Origin of the sequence: Aquirufa aurantiipilula (assembly GCF_019923745.1) — a bacterium.
Taxonomy (GTDB): Bacteria; Bacteroidota; Bacteroidia; order Cytophagales; family Spirosomataceae; genus Aquirufa; species Aquirufa aurantiipilula.
The window spans coordinates 90541-107561 of sequence record NZ_JAANOG010000008.1; the positions used below are offsets into that span (position 1 = coordinate 90541).

A 17021-nucleotide genomic window follows, 5' to 3' on the forward strand; every position below is an offset into this window, starting at 1 on the left:
TATGAAGGGAATCATCGTCTGTTTACACGGATTTGGTGAAGATCACCGTGTTTGGGATGATTTCATACCCACATATACTTGGCCATTTTCTGTTGTTAGCCCTGATTATGCAGGCTGGGATGATTGTCAAAATATGTCAGAATATGCTCAGAAAATTGCCTTAGCATTGCCCAAAAATAAAGCTTGGCATCTTATAGGGCACTCGATGGGGGGCTATATTGCCTTAGCAATAGCTAAAGAGTTTCCGGAACAAGTGAAATCAGTGGTCATGTTGAATTCAACCGTCATGGCTGACTCAGAGGAGAAAAAATTGAACCGGAATAAAACGATGGAGTTTTTACAAAAATTGGGAACAAAAGCCTTCATTGGTCCTTTTGTTCCCAATTTGTTTTCAGTTGATTTTGTCCAACAAAATCCAGAAGTGATCAAAAGCTTAATCAATCGATACCAAGAATTGCCAGCCTCAGGTTTGGTAGCAGCTTCCAAAGCTATGCGAGACCGTTCTGCAAGTTTGGACTTTTTGGCATCAACACCCATCCCATTTTTATTTATTCATGGCGATATGGATGCCTTAGTTCCTTTGGAAGATGCAGAAAAAGCGACGAATCTTTCTTCCATTCATCAATTAATTCGAATTCCAAATGCTGGGCATCAAGCAGCTTATGAAGTTCCAGAATTAGTACATTTGGCTATTATTAAGTTTATTAACTCTGTTCATGTCTAAAATTATTGTTGCCCTTGACGGCTTTTCTTCTTGTGGAAAAAGTACTACTGCCAAACGAGTTGCGGCTCAACTGCACTATGCTTTTGTCGATACTGGAGCTATGTACCGCGCTGTAGCACTCTTTTTTCATCGTAATCAAGTAGACTGTGCTGATTTAGAGGCTGTTGAGAAAGCCTTGGATGAGGTGCATATTACCTTTGAGTTTAATCCCGAAAGGCAAGCGTCTGATACCTTCTTGAATGGTGAAAATGTGGAGAATGAAATTCGCAAAATGTACATTTCGGATATTGTGAGTCAAGTTAGTGCCATTCCAACGGTACGTCATGCCATGGTTGCACAGCAACAAAAAATGGGCAAAAAGAAAGGCGTGGTGATGGATGGCAGGGATGTGGGAACGGTGGTGTTTCCTGATGCGGAAGTTAAAATTTTCATGACAGCAGACCCTAAAATTCGGGCGCAAAGAAGAAAATTGGAGTTAATGCAAAAAGGTGAAGATTTACCGATTGAACAAATTGTCGAGAATTTAAAAATACGGGATGAGATTGATTCCAATCGAAGTGAAGGCCCTCTTAAACGTGCCGATGATGCCATTGATTTAGATACATCGTATAAGTCCATGGATGAACAAGTGGCTTTTGTCTTAGAACAAGTTCGACGGGTTCAACATGATAAAAAATAAGCATTCCCTTCCTGTTTTAATTGTAGGACAGGGGCTTGCTGGGACCATATTGGCTCATACCTTGGACCAAGCTGATGTACCTTTTCATATCCTCGATGCTCCCAAGAATTATTTCACGTCTTCCTTCGCTGCAGGAGGGATATTTAATCCTGTTACCGGTAGAAAATTGGAGAAATCTTGGCTAGTAGATGAGTTATTTAGCTACCTTTTTCCATTTTATACTCAATTAGAAAAATCCTTATCTGGCTCATTCTTTCATCCAATGCCCTTATTTAGACCTTTTGCTAATGAGGAAATGAAAAGTTGGCTATTGGAAAGAAAAGAAAGTATCGATAATGAATACCTTCGTTGGACTGATGAAGGAGTTTGGATTGAAAAGGCGGGGTGGTTGGATGTGGAAAATGTATTAAACTGTTCCAAGCAATATTTTCAATCAAAAAATATACGGCAAGAAATTGCTTTAAATCCGTCTAGTGATTTAGAAATATTAAGAGAAAAGATACTTTTTCAAGGGCAAGCTTATGCTTGTGTTATATTTTGTGAGGGCTTTCATGCTCAGCAACACAATCCATATTTTGGTCATTTAAATTTCTTACCTGCGAAGGGAGAATTGATGAAAATTAAGTCCAATGATGCTTCCCAGGAATATATTTTAAATAAAAATGGCTTCCTTCTCCCTCTAGGAAATCATGAATTTAAAGTTGGAGCTACTTACCGTTGGGATGATTTTTCAAATCAGCCAAGTACTTTGGCACAATTGGATTTAAAGAATAAACTAAAATCATTTGGGGTAGATTCCTACGAGGAAATAGAAATGTCTACTGGGGTAAGGCCAGCCACTCAAGACCGAAGGCCTTTGGTGGGATTTCATCCACATTTACCATTGGCTATTTTTAATGGATTCGGTTCCAAGGGGGTTTCTTTGAGTCCTTATTTTGCACAACAATGGCTAGCCGAATGGAAAGGAGAAGGGCAGATAAATTCTGAAGCATCAATTCGTCGATTTTACCATTTATTTTCCACATAAATCATTAAATTTGGTTTTATTGAAATTGCCTATTAATCTGAAACCTGGATGAAAAGATTTTTGCTTTTGATTTTGCTGCTTTTTTCCTTTATGCTATCCGGGCAAGACTTCTATCCGAGTCAAAAGAAATTCGATAAAACCCGAATTCAGTATCAAAAATTCGTTTGGAAGTTTTTCACCAGCCAAAACTTTGAGGTTTATTATTTTGGTAAAAATGAGGCTTTGGCCAGAAATACCATTCAAATATTGGAATCTGAATTTCCTAGAATTACCGATATTTTAGGGTATAGTCCATTTAATAAAATCAAACTTTTTGTTTATCCTTCTCATCAAGATTGGATACAATCCAATACAGGTATCAGTTTGGATAATGCCGCAGAAGCTAAAGCAGAAAATTTTGCCAAGTTTAAAGTTGAAATAGCTTTTCAAAATAATACATCAGAATACAAAAAGGAGTTAGTCAGGGAAGTCACCAAAGTGTATGTAAACGACATGCTTTTTGGTGGAAGTATTAAAGATGCCCTCCAAAACTCTCTTTTGTTGTCTGTTCCTGAATGGTTTTCGGAAGGAATTGCCGCCTACATTGCAGAGGGAGATTCTCCAGAAATGAATCAATTTATGTATCAAGTGGTGGTTAATAACCGGGTGCGTAAACCTAATTTGGCACAAGGGAAAGAGTCCATTTGGTTGGGGCATTCTATTTGGGCTTATTTGGTTAAAACCTATGGAAAACAGCCCGTTAGCAATATTTTGAATTTGACTCGCATCATTCGTAATGAGCAATCCAGTATATCCAGTACGATCAAAAAACCTTTTAGTAAGTTTTTGCGGGAATGGTTTGAGTACTACATGAATCAGTCCAAACAGGAAGAAGTTAATACTGTGGCTTTAAATGGATTGAAAAATTTGACATCGGTGGATATGCTGAATGATCAAATACTCGGAGATTTTAAAGTTAGTCCAGACGGTAAATGGTTAGCCTATGTTCTAGGGGAATCAGGAAAGTTTCAAGTGAACTTGATGAATTTAGGCAATCAAAAATCACAAAGTATTTTTCAAACAGGTCTAAAGGATTCAGAACGTATTTCTACCGATCGTGGCCCATTATTATCCTGGGGTAAATCAAATGTTTTATCCATTCTTTATAGTTCAGAAGGCAATTCCTATTTGCAAACTTATTCTGCTTTGACTGCCAATAAGTTCAATCTTCGAGTGGATAGTAAAAAGAAGTTGGTGGATTTAAATTGCTTGGATTTTGAGATGGCATCCAATGGACAACGAATGCTGGTTCGTGCATTAAAAAATGGACAGGTAGATGTGGGTATATATGATTTGAGACGTAATCGATATACTGCTGTGACCCAAGATGCCAATGATGAAATAGAAGCACATTGGTGGAACAATGGGAATGATGTAGCCTATATTACTGAGAAATACGTGGATTCAACTTGGAAAGCGAACGTTTCCAAGGATGGTATTTATTCTTTGTACCATTGGAAAGCCGATGAACCATCGACTCCTCAACGCATTTTTGCTCACCGTGGCTATATTCATAATTTAAGACAAGTGTCTGATACAGCTTGGGCCTTTTTAAGTGAAGAAACATCAGGGACTAATTTGATAAGTTTGCGTTGGTCTGACACTACTTTTTTTCAAAATAGCGCACGATCAGGTCCATGGAGATCTGCTGAATGGACCAAAGATCTCTTGGTCGTACGTCAAAACGATATGCTAACTCAAATGATTAGCACCTATCCAATTGTCTCATTAATCAGTGCTGGCCAAAGTAGATGGTATCCACAAGTGAATGAGTTAACTTCAGTGGACCCTACGCTTACTTCAAAGGATAGCCTAGAAAAGCCTTTGATTCGTCGAGCAGATCAGCGTAGAGCAAGGATAGAATTGAGGCAGCAAAGTCAACGATTACGAAAAGATCCGGGTAAATTATTGGGTCCCGTGGATTATCAGAATTCATTTGTTGTCAACAAATCAGAAGGAAATTTCATGGTGGATCCAATTCGTGGATTGGGCTATTCTTTTGAGGTGAAGATGAATGATTTATTAGAAAATCATTTGGTTCGGACAGGCATATTTGTGACTTCCAATTTGCGAAATGCAGATTTATGGGCTGAATATGGTTATTTAGCTAATAAAATAGATTGGTTTGTGCGTTTTGACAGAAAGGTGCTAGATCAAGAGAATGAAAGTTTTTCTCAAAAAGTACGGTATAATCGGATTGAAGTTAAAGGAGTATATCCATTTAATTTATTGAGCAAAGTGAGTTTTACGGGGTCATTCAGTTCTAATAGAGCAATCGATCAGTATAGTCTGGCTACTCCAGAAAACTTGGCTACTTATGCTGGCGCGAAATTGGAATATACCTTTGATAATACGGTACATTTGGGCGAAAATTTACGTACGGGTTTTCGAATGAATCTTTCTGCGGAATATCAAACAGGTTTAGCATTGCCCCAAAATTTTAGTCGTATACGACTGGATATGCGTCGCTACATGAAGCTAAGCAATAGTTTCATATTGGCTGCTCGCTTATCTGCTTCCAATGCTTTGGACGCTGCTGCACCACAAACCATGCTGGGAGGCGTAGATAATTGGTTGTTTATTCAACGAGAGGGGAGAAATAAGGAGAATCCTATGGGGACAGGTGGTATTGCCCAGCGAGATGTATTTATGAGTGATGTAGCTAGTCCTTTACGTGGTTTTAATGTCAATAAATTGTCAGGACAAAGTCATATCCTGTTGAACTTAGAATTGCGTGTCCCTTTGAAATCCCTAATGGGTCCAGATTTTTCCAAATCTAGATTCATGAATTCATTTCAATTTGCTGGTTTCACGGACATAGGTAGTGCCTGGACAGGCTCCAATCCATTTGCCAGAACCAATGGATTCAATACCAATACCTATGGAGGTAATACCAACCCATTTTTAGCTACAGTAACCGATTTTAGAAATCCATTTTTAGTTGGATATGGATTGGGTGCCAGAGCTTATTTATTGGGTTATTTCATCAAATTGGATTATGCCTTTGGTATGGATAATAAAGAAATTAAAGCACCAGTAACCTATTTGTCATTTGGTTACGATTTTTAGCCTACATTAATTCATGGAAAATACGAGTGAACTATTAGCTTCTTTAGCTGCTACCCGACATGCCGCCATCTCCTTGGCTATGGCAAGCAGTGATCAGAAAAATGCCATTTTATCTGAATTAGCTTCCTTATTGGAAGAAAACAAATTGGGAGTCATTCAAGCGAATGCCCAAGATTTGGCTAATTATGAGGCGAATAATCCCATGCGCGATCGGTTATTGTTGACCGAAGAACGCATTCAATCCTTGGCAGATAGTTTACGTGATATCATGTTATTGCCTGATCCATCTGGGCAGGTGATTTTAGAGAAACAGCTAAAGAATGGTTTACACTTACGGAAACTAGCTGTTCCTTTGGGTGTGGTGGGTGTTATTTATGAATCTAGACCCAATGTGACGATTGATGTAGCTGCTTTGTGTATTCGTTCAGGAAATGCTGCTGTCCTTCGCGGAGGAACTGATGCTTGGTATAGTAACTCTTTTTTGGTTTCCTTGATTCATCAAGCCTTAGAAAAAAATGGGTTTTCGAAAGATTTAGTACGTTTATTGCCAACAGATCGAGCTCATGTGAGCACTTTATTAACAGCGACTAAATATATTGATGTCATTATCCCACGAGGATCAGATGCCTTGATTCAACGAGTACGTAGAGAATCTTTGGTTCCGACTATTGAGACAGGTGCTGGAGTTTGTCATACCTATGTGGCTGAAACAGCTGATTTGGCTAAAGCAGTTCCAGTAGTGGTCAATGCCAAAGTTACTCGACCATCTGTGTGTAATTCTTTGGATACCATAGTCATTCATGCAAGTAAATTATCTCGTTTTTTGAGTTTGATTCAGGATGATTTTATTCAATATCACGTTAAAATCCATGCCGACCCACGTTCTTATGCTTTGTTAAAGGCTCAGGCTTATCCTTACTTATTTGAGGCAACCGAAGAAGATTTTGGTCGCGAGTTTTTGGATTTTGCTTGTTCCATTAAAGTGGTGGATAGTACTGAAGAAGCTATTTTACATATATCGAATTATTCTTCTCGTCATTCCGAGGCGATTATTTCGGAAGATGAGGCAGAGGCTAATTATTTTTTGCAGGCCATTGATACGGCAGCCGTTTACTGGAACGCCTCTACTCGATTTACCGATGGAGGAGTTTTTGAATTGGGCGCAGAGATTGGTATTTCAACCCAGAAATTACATGCTCGGGGTCCATTTGCGTTAGAGAAATTAGTGACAGAGAAATGGGTGCTAGTTGGGAATGGTCAAGTGAGATAAAACTTTGAAAGAGTTCTGAAGTAGTTTTTACTTTGTCTAATTTCTATACGATGAAAGCAATAGGTATACTTCTGGCATTTGGTCTGTTTTTTACAGCATGCCAAAGCTCATCCAGCAGTATGGAGGAAAAGAATAAGGCACTGATTGAACGTTATTTTATTTTGTTTAATCAGCATGATTGGAAGGCCTTGTCGGAAATGTATGCTGACTCAGCCGAATTTAAAGATCCTACTTCTGGGAGGAAGGTCATTAAAAAGACCAAAGCTCAGTTTGTGGAGGAGTATACTGGTTTGCAACAGCAGTTCCCAGATGTACATGACCAAGTGCTGAACGTTTATCCATCTGGTGACAAGCAGGTGACTGTGGAGTTTGTTTCTACGGGTACTGGAGCTGATCAAAAGAAATTCGAACTTCCCATAGCTGTTATTTTCCGTATTGAAAATGGTAAGATTGTACAAGACTTCACCTATTACGATAATTTTTAATGGCTACTTACATTGCTTTGCTGAGAGGAATTAATGTATCTGGTCAGAAGATGATCAAGATGGTGGAGTTAAAAGCCATGTTTGAATCAATAGGATTGGAGGCTGTACAGACCTATATCCAAAGTGGGAATGTGTTGTTTCAAAGTGTGGATTTAATGGAAAATGAAATGGTTGAAAAGATTCATTCAGCTATTCTAGAAAGATTTGGGTTTGAGGTAGATGTTCAGGTCTTTACTGTGTCCAATTGGAATCAAATTATTGCCAATAATCCCTTTGTAAGGCGGGATAATCTGGATGAAGCTAAATTGTATGTGACTTTATTAGCGAAGGAGCCATTGGCAGAAGACGTGGAAAAACTAGCAAGTTTTGCCTTTCAGGAAGAGACCTATCAACTCATTGAAAGGGCAGTTTATTTATATGTTCCCAAAGGTTATGGAAACGCCAAATTGAGCAATAATTTCTTAGAGAATAAACTGAAAGTCTCTGCTACTACACGAAATTGGAAGACGATGTTGACTTTGCGAGATATGCTTTAAGTGATTACCATATATTTTTCGATGTTTAAATTATCAGTTTCTTGATAATTATTATTCGTTTTAAATCCATGAGATGAATTGATATACTATTTTCTTTCATTTGCTGAAAGCTCACTTTGAAGAGAGCAATATTGAATGAATAATATATGAAAACGAAAAACAGTGAATTTGTTAGTTTAGATCAATTTATTGAATCTAATTATGGTAATTCTGATAACAATTCGAGGGATCAATTTGAGTCAGGATATCAACATTTCAAATTAGGCTTCTTGCTTCATGAAGCTCGAAAAAATCAGGGATTAACCCAAGAAGAATTAGCCTTGAAAGTAGGGACTACGAAATCATATATTTCTAAAATTGAAAATGATGTGAAAGAAGTTCGATTGTCGACCTTGAAGAAAATAGTAAAAGTAGGTCTAGGAGGTCAACTTCATATATCCATTGATTTTTAAAATTCATAGTCCAATCCCATCCTTTGTTTCATTTCTACTAAAATAGGATGCTTCTCGGAAAGGTATTCGTACTTATCAGATTGGGTATATAATACTTTTTTATCGCTTTTTTCCTGAACTAGGATATCCAGTTCAATGTCAATATCAAAATTATGAAGTGATGAGCGTAGTTGGTTTAAAACCTCCATTCGTATGGCTTCGTTAAACTGCTGGATTTGCAATTCGTTTTCTACTTTTAAATGCAATACCGTACCCACAAGTTCAATCGGCCGATTCATCATGACATATTTATTGATGTCCTGATTAGCCTCATATGCCTTTGCGATTCGTATCCATTCTTGACTAATGTCCTCTAAAGTAAAGGTTTTATTCTCCGCCCCCGTGGCACTTCCTGTCAATAAGGTAGCTTCTTTTTGTTCTGCTTGTTTGGTTTCAACCAGTTTTTTTGCACTTCGCAAACCTGACGATTGGATGCTTGGTCGACTAGGGATAGGACTAGGGTTTGACAGGCTATTTTCAGGCAGCTCTGTTTTAACATCTTTTATTTCTTCTGAGGGAGTAGGGGCATTTTCTACTGGTAATTCCTGTTTTACTGAGGCATTTTGTTCAGGAACAAGCTTGTTTTCCAGGGTGGGATTGGCCGAAGCCTCAAGCTTTTTTCCAGCGCCGTCCTCCACCACAGGTGTTTGGTTAGGCTTGAATGCCGAATTTAAGTAGTTGATTTTCAGTAAACTTAAATCCAAATGCAATCTTGGATTTTTGGCACTCTTATAATTTACTTCTCCTTGAGCGCAGATATTCATGGCGGAAAGTATAAAAGAAGTGGAAGTTAATTCCGCCTGTTTTTTAAACTTGGCTTTACTCTCATCACTCATTTCCATTAATGCCAAGGTTTTGGGGTCTTTGGCATATAATAATAAACGCAAATGCTCCATTAGCCCCGAAATAAACTGCATGCCATCAAAACCTTTTCGCATGATTTCTTCAATAAGAAGTAGAACAGCCGTATGGTTTTGCTCTAACAAATGATCTGTTAGACTGAAGTAATAGTCGCTATCTAGGATATGTAAATTTTCTAAAACAGCCTTGTGGCGCAGGGTATTGTCGGTTGAAAAGGTGACATTTAAATCAAACATCGACAAAGCATCGCGCAAACCACCATCGGCTTTGATGGAAATTAATTCTAAGGCTGCAGGTTCTGCTGTGATATTTTCCTTTTCTGCAATGGATGCTAAATGCAAGGCCATGTCTTGCCATTTGATGCGGTTGAAATCGAAGATTTGGCAACGTGATAAAATGGTAGGCAAGATTTTATGTTTCTCCGTAGTAGCCAAAATAAAAATGGCATAGGAGGGAGGTTCCTCCAATGTTTTCAAAAAGGCATTAAAAGCCTGGGCAGAAAGCATGTGAACCTCATCGATGATGTAGACCTTATAACGTCCGTTTTGAGGCGGATATCGAACTTGATCGATCAAACTACGGATGTCATCCACCGAGTTATTCGAAGCAGCATCAAGCTCATGTATGGTCAATGAGGTATTTTCTTGGAAGGATTGACAAGAGGAACAAGCACCACAAGCTTCACCTTCTGCACTTTGATTTTCACAGTTGATTGTTTTGGCTAAAATACGCGCACAAGTGGTTTTACCCACGCCTCTTGGACCACAGAATAAAAATGCTTGAGCCAAATGATTCGACTTGATCGCATTCTTTAAGGTAGTGGTAATGTGGCTTTGACCAACCACAGAATCAAACTGGGTAGGACGGTATTTTCGCGCCGAAACAATAAAATTTTCCATACTGCAAGTTACAATTTGAGGTCATAAAACCCAAATCGATTTAAGGGATTCGGAGGGTGGCGCTTACTGGAAAATGGTCAGTTGGATATCGGTTAGACCAGGTCTCAGAATGTGTGGCATGTTGCTCACAGCTAACTCCATTTTTCACGAAAATATAATCGATTTGACTGTTTTCTCTTTCCTCTTTGAAGGCATTGAATGAGTTTTTGGGGCCATAATGTCCATTTTTACTAATGCTTTCAGCATTTGTTAATCGGTCTGGATTCTTAGGGTCTACTAAGATTTGAATCGGTTCATCTTCTGGCTTGGCATTAAAATCTCCCAATAAAATGACAGGACTATTTTTAGCGATTTCTTTGATTTTAGTCAATACTAATTTGGCACTTTCTCTACGGGCTACTTTTCCCAAATGGTCAAAGTGGGTGTTGAATACATAAAACTTCTTTTTTGTTTTCAAGTCTTGAAAATGTCCCCAGGTAACAACACGTCGACAAGCCGCATCCCAACCAAAACCTACTTTATCACATGAATCTGATAACCAGAAAGTTTTTTGTTCCAAGACTTTAAATTTCTTGGTATTGTAAAACAAAGGAGAAAATTCACCCTCCTCTTTTCCATCGTCGCGGCCCCGTCCAAACCAAGTATAGCCAGGTAATCTTTCCGCAAAATCTTTGATTTGGTGAATAAATGCTTCCTGCATACCAATAATATCAGCTTGGTGATATTTGACTAATTCAGCGCAGTGATCCTTGCGATTTGACCATTGATTAATGCCATCTGACTTGGTATCCATTCGGATATTGAAAGTCATGGCTTTGATTTGTCCTATACTTGTCTGACTGAAAATTAAGAGTGTTATCAAAATGAGGGAAAGTCTTTTGAAAATGGCTTCTACTTGTGGCCAAACACGGTCATTTTTTCCATTTTTTACAATCAAATCAACACCTTCGGTGTATTGTTCGTAGCTGGGTTGGTTTTGTAACATTTTCATGTTGTCTTCAAAGGTTAAATGGTTTCGTTTTTCTAGCCGTTCAATGCGTTCTTCTAAAGGACAAACTACGGCAATTAATTGGTGTATATAGTCTGGTTTATTTTTATTCGTCAAAAGGGCTGCCTCATATAATTTAAAGGGTGCCGAACTGGGAACTTGTGCCCATTGCTGCAATGCTTCACGAACAGCTGGATGAATAATGTGGTTTAGAGCAGATAATAAATCCGGGTTGTTTTTAACTCGACTACGAATATAATCTCGGTTATAAGTGCCTTGATCATCAAAACTTTCTGGGCCAAAGGCACCCTTGATTTTTTGTTGAATAACAGGGTTAGTTGTCACTAATTGGTGGGCAACTTTATCTGCTTCAAAAACAGGAACGCCTAGACAAGCAAAAATCCGGCAAATGATTGATTTGCCGGATCCCATACCGCCTGTGATACCTATAAGAGGTCGAAGGCTTTTTTCCATGGATTTACTCTTCAGTTAAGCGAGAAGAAGCATCTTTTGAAATAGCTGATTTTTCAAAAACGACACGAACCCCTTTGCTAGAGTCAATCTCTACTACCAATGTTTTTTCACGAATAGAAACTACGGTTCCATGTACTCCTCCAATAGTTACTACTTTATCACCTGTTTTTAATTCATCAATGAATTTTTTCGCTTCTTTCGCCTTTTTTTGTTGTGGACGAATCATGAAAAAATAAAACACTACAAAGATTCCACCAAAAAGGAAGATTTGCATGATTTGAGGATTGTTAGCCATAATTGTTCGATTGTTAATTATTTTTTTCTATTAATTTCTACTTTGAATGCCACCATATTATCGGATGGCATGGTATTAGCGTAAGCAGTAACGGTTTTTTGAACTTTCCCTTCCTTGCCTTTGGAATCAAAACTAACTTTAATGAAGCCTTTTTTGCCAGGTTGAACTAATTCTTTGCTCCATTTGGGGGTTGTACAGCCGCAAGAAGCATTCACAGTTAAAATCTTTAAAGGCATATTTCCTTCATTTTTGAAATGAAAGGTATAGGATATGCTATCGCCTTCAGTGATTTTCCCTAGGTAAACTACGGGTTGATCAAATTTCATCACAGGATGCTTTTCAACCGAAGGTCTCAATTCCATAGGAATGGATTCTTCTGTTGAGTTTCTAGCCTCTTTCTGTTTGTTGGTACAGGATAAAAGACCTAAAAAGCACAAGGCAATGACGTATTTCATCTTAAGGCTTTGCTTTAATCTGACTCATCATTTTCTCTACATCCTCCAACAATTTTTCAGCTTTTACTTTGGTATCATTGACCACTTTTTTGCCTTCTGATTTCGCCAACGTTTCAGGTACTTCTTTACCTTCTACAATATCATTGATCAATTGTTTCAATTGCTCTCTGTATTTGTTTAGCTGAAAATACAATTTATTACGGGTGTTCTCACCTTTATCAGGGGCATATAAAATTCCAATAATTGCACCTGTGGCAGCTCCTACGACAAATGCCCAAAAGGATTTTGATGATCTACTCATATTATTTGCTAGCTATGTCGATTAATCCTCGACCTGATTTAGTAATTATTTTTTCGTGTATCAATCTCAAAGAAATTACATCAAGAATACCATTGATGAATTGCCCTGATTTGGGTGTAGAGTAATTTTTCGCTAATTCAATGTACTCGTTAATACTTACTTTAACGGGTATGCTGGAAAATTTAATCATTTCTGTCAAAGCCATTTTTAACAAAATAAAATCAGCCATGGCCAAACGATCAGATTCCCAATTTTTCGTTTGATCACCAATCCAAAGCACTAAATCTTTGTCGTTCTGAATGGTACTTTCAAACAACTCTTCAAAGAATAATTTATCATCTTCCCATTGAAGAGCTAAAGGTTGTAAGCTCAAATCTTCTAATGCATCTACCTTAAATGTTTTGGTCGACAAACTTTTTACTACATCTTTATTAAGATGCCAATTTAAATCTTTTTCTTCAAAATACTCGGTCATACTCGAGTGTTTTAGAATAAATGTTTTTAAAATATAGCGAATCATTTCGATGTCGTCTTCGAAACTTTTTCCAGCATTCGGAAGGTAGTCTACGAAAGTTTGATCCAAAAGAATAACTTCTAAAAACAATTTTTTGATGCGGTTCTCCTCGTCTTCAGACCATCCAATGTGCTGATCTTCAAAAGCTTGTTGCAAGGCTTTCCACTTAGGCATGATGGCCAAGATCTTGTTTTTGCTCAGTTGTGCTGTCTTGATGGGATTCTCTAATAAACGGCGGTTTTCATCCCAAACGGCAATATCCGATAGATGTTGTAAGTAAAAAAGGATTTTCAGGTATTGCTTGTAGATAGACTCTACTTCCTTAACCATGTCTTTTTTTAACTTCTCAGCAATTTTTTTGGTATTGTTTTGATAGGTTCGGTAAACCGACTTGGCCGCAGCTAAAGATTCAGGAGGTATACTTTCTTCCGTAGGTATTTCTTGAAAAAACTCGTTTAATTGTATCTCCGCTAATTTTTTTAGGCCTTCTAATCGAGGAGCTTGTTCCTCCTTTGCGACCATGAGTGATAAATCTGGCTGAAAAATGACAGCTAATTCGTCAAATGCCAATTGATATTGGGCACGTTCTTGCGTGTTGTAAGCATACAATTGCTGAAATGCTTTCACCCGAAGTAATCTTCTGTTTACCATCCGAAAATAAAGAGCGTTCTTGTTGTTTGAAACACAAAATTAAGGATTTTAATTGATAAAGATTCTATCTTTGTTAGAAGTAAATTAAGCATGGGCGCACTAAGTCACCTCAATAAATATTTTTGGAAGTATAAATGGCTGCTATTCTTAGGCATTGTCTTTACTTTTTGTTCCAATTTTTTTGGTGTCGTTCCTGCTCAATTAGTGCGATATGCCTTGGACTTGGTGACAGAGACCATTGATGTTTATTTTCTTTTCAAGCAATTCTCTCTTCAGGGTGCTTTTTACGAGGTTTTTGCTGCTACTTTATTTTTCTATGGTGGATTGATTATTTTGATGGCACTCATCAAAGGGGTCTTTTTATTCATGGTTCGCCAAACGCTCATTGTGATGTCAAGACATATCGAATACGATATGAAAAATGAAATTTATGAGCATTACCAAGCCCTGCCTTTATCATTTTATAGAAAGCAAAATACGGGTGATTTAATGGCTCGTATTTCAGAAGACGTTAGTAAGGTGCGCATGTATGTAGGGCCCAGCATGATGTACGGTCTTAACCTGATTTGCGTATTCGTATTGGTGATTTATTACATGTGGCATGTCAATCAAACTTTGATGTGGTACGTTTTATTACCTCTGCCCATACTTTCTGTGAGTATTTATTATGTCAATTCCCTTGTTTTGAGGAAATCGGAAGAAATTCAAGCAGGACTCTCGACCATTTCTACTTTTGCTCAAGAAGCTTTTTCTGGTATTCGTGTTTTGAAATCATTTGTACGTGAAAAGGAATCGGTTCAGGCTTTTGCAGAAGCCTCGGCTAACTACCGCAAGAAATCCCTGGACTTGGTCAAAGTGGATTCCTTGTTTACTCCTTTGATTTCCCTATTGGTAGGTTTTTCTACCCTGTTGGTGGTTTATGTGGGTTCGCAGGAAGTGATGGCTGGAAGAATCTCCATTGGTAATATCACCGAGTTTATCATGTATGTATTCATGTTGACTTGGCCAGTGACCGCCTTGGGGTGGACAAGTTCTCAAATTCAACGAGCCGCAGCTTCTCAGGGTAGAATCAATGAATTTTTACAAGTAAAATCAGAGCTATTGACAGGCAAACAAATCCGACAAAAAATTCAAGGTCGTTGGACATTTGAACATGTTGATTTTACTTATCCAGAAACCGAACGCCCCGTTTTGCGTGATATTCATTTGGAAATTGAGCCTGGTGAGTCAGTGGCTTTACTAGGAACTACGGGTTCAGGAAAGAGTACCATAGCGGCCTTGATGGCTCGTTTTTATGATCCTACCGCAGGTAAAATATTATTGGATGGGATAGAGCTGAAAGATTGGGACATGGAATTGGTTCGCTCTAACCTAGGATTTGTTCCTCAAGATGTATTTTTGTTTTCAACGAGTATAGCAGAGAACATTCGTTTTGGTCAAGCCGATTTAAGCCAAACAGATTTGGAACAAGCGGCTAAATATGCGGATGTCTATGAAAACATCATGGAATTTCCAGATCGCTTTGATACCGTTTTGGGTGAAAGGGGTGTGACCTTGTCGGGTGGACAAAAACAACGAGTTTCTTTAGCTAGAGCCTTGGCTAAAAATCTGGGTATGTTGGTATTGGATGATTGTTTATCAGCTGTTGACACCCACACAGAACATAAGATTTTAAATCATTTGAAACACATCATGGAGGGTAAAACTTGCGTGATTATATCACACCGTGTTTCATCCGCCAAATTGGCTAAACGAATATTTGTCTTGCATGAAGGGCGTATCGTAGAACAAGGAACTCACACTTCTTTAATGAAAAAGAAGGGTAGTTATTATGATTTGTACCAACAACAATTAAATCAAGAAAAGCAGAATTTAGAGCAGGTTACCACTCAATCGAATTAATTCAATCTCCGCTGTTTTGGCAGCAAATTTTGCTTCAATCAATCGAGTCTCGGCTGCTACCGCGTTTCTTTGTACCTCTCTTAGTTCATACGATGTTGCAATTCCAACTTTGAATCGATCAAATGCAATGTCTATATTTTGTTTTGCAATACCGTAATTCTCTGTTTCCAGGTTGATTAGGTTTAACGCATTTTCGTAATTGACATAGGCTTTTTCAATGTTGGAAACCAAGGTGTTTTTCAAGTCTGCAACTTGTAAGTCTGCGATTTCAGCATTGATTTTAGCATTTTGAATCCGACGTTTTTGGTTACTACCGTCAAATATATTGATGGAAGCACGAATACCGTAGTTCATCACATCACTACTACCTTTAGAAACACCAAAACCAGCTCCATTGTTAACTGTATTATAGTTATATCCTGCTAAAAGATCTATCACTGGTTGTTGTTGACTTTGTAGATTTTTAATATCCAAATCAGCTACTTTTTTATTTAATAAAGCAGTAATTAAATTAGGATTCTGCTGTAATGCTTGGGCTTTTAATTCTTCCAATTTCAGTTTTGGCAATAATTCAATGGTTGAAACCACATCAAAATCAACCATGTGATCTCTAACCAAAAGCGTATTGAAATTGATTTTAGTGCTTAAAAAAGATTGTTCTTGAGCTAATAAAAGAGCTTTGTCTTCATTGTAATCCACCTGCGCTGAATAAAAATCTACTTTGGAACCTTGTCCTACTTCAAAGCGATCTTTGGCCAATTTCAAACGGTCATTGGAAATCTCTAATCCTTTTCTGAAGTTATTGACACGTAAATCCTGACGGATGATGTCATAATAAGAAGAGCTGATTAAGGCTATTAAGTTCTCAATAGTCGCCTCAGTTTGTTTAGCTCCTAAGTTTTGTAATTCTTTAAAACGATCTCTCAGGATAAACATACCTTTTCCATCGTAAAGAGTCCAAACCATAGCAAGACCGGTATTGGATGAATTGGAATTAACCCCTGACTGAACTAAAGGAGCACGTATTCCTCCAAAAAACTCTTGATTTAAGCCAGATACGGTATAGTTTTTATTGAAATTACCTGTAATGGTTGGTAGAAATCCAGCATTACCTAAGGTGTTGTCATTTAATGCTTGTTTTTCTCTTTTCTTCGCTACTTGAATCGAATAGTGGTTTTGTAAACCTTGTTGAATCGCATCTTCTAAACTCAAGTTTTTTTGCGCTTGAGAAGGAAATATACTTACTGAAAATGCAACAAGTAGGCTAATGCTTAGGCCTGATATCTTCATATGGTAATCTATTTGGCATATATAATTAGCAAACATAATGATTTTGGAGCATTTTCCGATACACTTAGCAT

Annotated in this window: 16 protein-coding genes; 9 read left to right on the plus strand and 7 right to left on the minus strand. The window is 37.8% G+C overall.

Going from position 1 to position 17021, the window contains the following annotated elements:
- The first annotated feature begins 1 nt into the window (after position 1).
- From G9H60_RS10080 to G9H60_RS10115, 8 genes are all read left to right on the plus strand, one after another.
- Complete coding sequence (locus G9H60_RS10080) at positions 2 to 724, plus strand: alpha/beta fold hydrolase (protein WP_223143933.1); 723 nt, start codon at positions 2 to 4, stop codon at positions 722 to 724.
- Positions 717 to 1403, plus strand: a complete 687-nt coding sequence (gene cmk, locus G9H60_RS10085) for a (d)CMP kinase (protein WP_223143934.1) — start codon at positions 717 to 719, stop codon at positions 1401 to 1403. The genes G9H60_RS10080 and cmk overlap by 8 nt, the downstream gene beginning before the upstream one ends.
- Positions 1390 to 2430, plus strand: a complete 1041-nt coding sequence (locus tag G9H60_RS10090) for an NAD(P)/FAD-dependent oxidoreductase (RefSeq protein ID WP_223143935.1) — start codon at positions 1390 to 1392, stop codon at positions 2428 to 2430. The genes cmk and G9H60_RS10090 overlap by 14 nt, the downstream gene beginning before the upstream one ends.
- A 48-nt stretch (positions 2431 to 2478) precedes the next feature.
- On the plus strand, positions 2479 to 5538 hold the full coding sequence (locus G9H60_RS10095; protein WP_223143936.1) for a BamA/TamA family outer membrane protein: 3060 nt from the start codon (positions 2479 to 2481) through the stop codon (positions 5536 to 5538).
- A 13-nt stretch (positions 5539 to 5551) separates the two neighbouring features.
- Entirely contained in the window at positions 5552 to 6808 is a 1257-nt protein-coding gene (locus tag G9H60_RS10100; RefSeq protein ID WP_223143937.1) for a glutamate-5-semialdehyde dehydrogenase, read from the plus strand.
- A gap of 50 nt (positions 6809 to 6858) precedes the next feature.
- On the plus strand, positions 6859 to 7293 hold the full coding sequence (locus G9H60_RS10105; RefSeq protein WP_223143938.1) for a nuclear transport factor 2 family protein: 435 nt from the start codon (positions 6859 to 6861) through the stop codon (positions 7291 to 7293).
- Positions 7293 to 7829: a DUF1697 domain-containing protein gene (locus G9H60_RS10110; protein ID WP_223143939.1), complete on the plus strand. Its 537-nt coding sequence runs from the start codon at positions 7293 to 7295 to the stop codon at positions 7827 to 7829. Before G9H60_RS10105 ends, G9H60_RS10110 begins: the two co-directional genes overlap by 1 nt.
- 146 nt (positions 7830 to 7975) lie before the next feature.
- Positions 7976 to 8281 carry a helix-turn-helix domain-containing protein gene (locus tag G9H60_RS10115; protein WP_223143940.1) on the plus strand — a complete coding sequence of 102 codons (306 nt, stop codon included), beginning with the start codon at positions 7976 to 7978 and terminating at the stop codon, positions 8279 to 8281.
- Here the strand turns inward: G9H60_RS10115 and G9H60_RS10120 are convergent.
- The 6 genes from G9H60_RS10120 to nusB are packed head-to-tail and all read right to left on the minus strand — an operon-like array spanning position 8278 to position 13758.
- The gene (locus G9H60_RS10120; protein ID WP_223143941.1) at positions 8278 to 10080 is read right to left on the minus strand and encodes a DNA polymerase III subunit gamma/tau; all 1803 of its coding nucleotides are present in this window, start codon (positions 10078 to 10080) and stop codon (positions 8278 to 8280) included. The genes G9H60_RS10115 and G9H60_RS10120 overlap by 4 nt on opposite strands.
- 40 nt (positions 10081 to 10120) lie before the next feature.
- Entirely contained in the window at positions 10121 to 11542 is a 1422-nt protein-coding gene (coaE, locus tag G9H60_RS10125) for a dephospho-CoA kinase (RefSeq protein ID WP_223143942.1), read from the minus strand.
- A gap of 4 nt (positions 11543 to 11546) precedes the next feature.
- Complete coding sequence (gene yajC / locus G9H60_RS10130; RefSeq protein WP_109323432.1) at positions 11547 to 11837, minus strand: preprotein translocase subunit YajC; 291 nt, start codon at positions 11835 to 11837, stop codon at positions 11547 to 11549.
- A 17-nt stretch (positions 11838 to 11854) separates the two neighbouring features.
- A complete protein-coding gene (locus tag G9H60_RS10135; protein WP_223143943.1) occupies positions 11855 to 12292 on the minus strand; it encodes a DUF1573 domain-containing protein in 438 nt (145 codons plus the stop codon).
- A gap of 1 nt (position 12293) precedes the next feature.
- Positions 12294 to 12593, minus strand: a complete 300-nt coding sequence (locus tag G9H60_RS10140) for a YtxH domain-containing protein (protein ID WP_109323430.1) — start codon at positions 12591 to 12593, stop codon at positions 12294 to 12296.
- Between the two features lies 1 nt (position 12594).
- Positions 12595 to 13758 carry a transcription antitermination factor NusB gene (nusB, locus tag G9H60_RS10145; protein ID WP_223143944.1) on the minus strand — a complete coding sequence of 388 codons (1164 nt, stop codon included), beginning with the start codon at positions 13756 to 13758 and terminating at the stop codon, positions 12595 to 12597.
- A gap of 90 nt (positions 13759 to 13848) precedes the next feature.
- Between nusB and G9H60_RS10150 the strand changes: the two genes are divergently transcribed.
- On the plus strand, positions 13849 to 15660 hold the full coding sequence (locus tag G9H60_RS10150) for an ABC transporter ATP-binding protein (RefSeq protein ID WP_223143945.1): 1812 nt from the start codon (positions 13849 to 13851) through the stop codon (positions 15658 to 15660).
- Here the strand turns inward: G9H60_RS10150 and G9H60_RS10155 are convergent.
- Positions 15631 to 16950, minus strand: coding sequence for a TolC family protein (locus tag G9H60_RS10155; protein WP_223143946.1), 1320 nt, complete (start codon positions 16948 to 16950; stop codon positions 15631 to 15633). The two genes, G9H60_RS10150 and G9H60_RS10155, sit on opposite strands and share 30 nt — an antisense overlap.
- Positions 16951 to 17021 lie beyond the last annotated feature (71 nt).

Excerpts from the sequence above, each read along its gene's own strand:
- G9H60_RS10080 (WP_223143933.1), top strand. The coding sequence starts at position 2 with ATGAAGGGAATCATCGTCTGTTTACACGGATTTGGTGAAGATCACCGT.
- cmk (WP_223143934.1), top strand. The coding sequence starts at position 717 with ATGTCTAAAATTATTGTTGCCCTTGACGGCTTTTCTTCTTGTGGAAAA.
- G9H60_RS10090 (WP_223143935.1), top strand. The coding sequence starts at position 1,390 with ATGATAAAAAATAAGCATTCCCTTCCTGTTTTAATTGTAGGACAGGGG.
- G9H60_RS10095 (WP_223143936.1), top strand. The coding sequence starts at position 2,479 with ATGAAAAGATTTTTGCTTTTGATTTTGCTGCTTTTTTCCTTTATGCTA.
- G9H60_RS10100 (WP_223143937.1), top strand. The coding sequence starts at position 5,552 with ATGGAAAATACGAGTGAACTATTAGCTTCTTTAGCTGCTACCCGACAT.
- G9H60_RS10105 (WP_223143938.1), top strand. The coding sequence starts at position 6,859 with ATGAAAGCAATAGGTATACTTCTGGCATTTGGTCTGTTTTTTACAGCA.
- G9H60_RS10110 (WP_223143939.1), top strand. The coding sequence starts at position 7,293 with ATGGCTACTTACATTGCTTTGCTGAGAGGAATTAATGTATCTGGTCAG.
- G9H60_RS10115 (WP_223143940.1), top strand. The coding sequence starts at position 7,976 with ATGAAAACGAAAAACAGTGAATTTGTTAGTTTAGATCAATTTATTGAA.
- G9H60_RS10120 (WP_223143941.1), bottom strand. The coding sequence starts at position 10,080 with ATGGAAAATTTTATTGTTTCGGCGCGAAAATACCGTCCTACCCAGTTT.
- coaE (WP_223143942.1), bottom strand. The coding sequence starts at position 11,542 with ATGGAAAAAAGCCTTCGACCTCTTATAGGTATCACAGGCGGTATGGGA.
- yajC (WP_109323432.1), bottom strand. The coding sequence starts at position 11,837 with ATGGCTAACAATCCTCAAATCATGCAAATCTTCCTTTTTGGTGGAATC.
- G9H60_RS10135 (WP_223143943.1), bottom strand. The coding sequence starts at position 12,292 with ATGAAATACGTCATTGCCTTGTGCTTTTTAGGTCTTTTATCCTGTACC.
- G9H60_RS10140 (WP_109323430.1), bottom strand. The coding sequence starts at position 12,593 with ATGAGTAGATCATCAAAATCCTTTTGGGCATTTGTCGTAGGAGCTGCC.
- nusB (WP_223143944.1), bottom strand. The coding sequence starts at position 13,758 with ATGGTAAACAGAAGATTACTTCGGGTGAAAGCATTTCAGCAATTGTAT.
- G9H60_RS10150 (WP_223143945.1), top strand. The coding sequence starts at position 13,849 with ATGGGCGCACTAAGTCACCTCAATAAATATTTTTGGAAGTATAAATGG.
- G9H60_RS10155 (WP_223143946.1), bottom strand. The coding sequence starts at position 16,950 with ATGAAGATATCAGGCCTAAGCATTAGCCTACTTGTTGCATTTTCAGTA.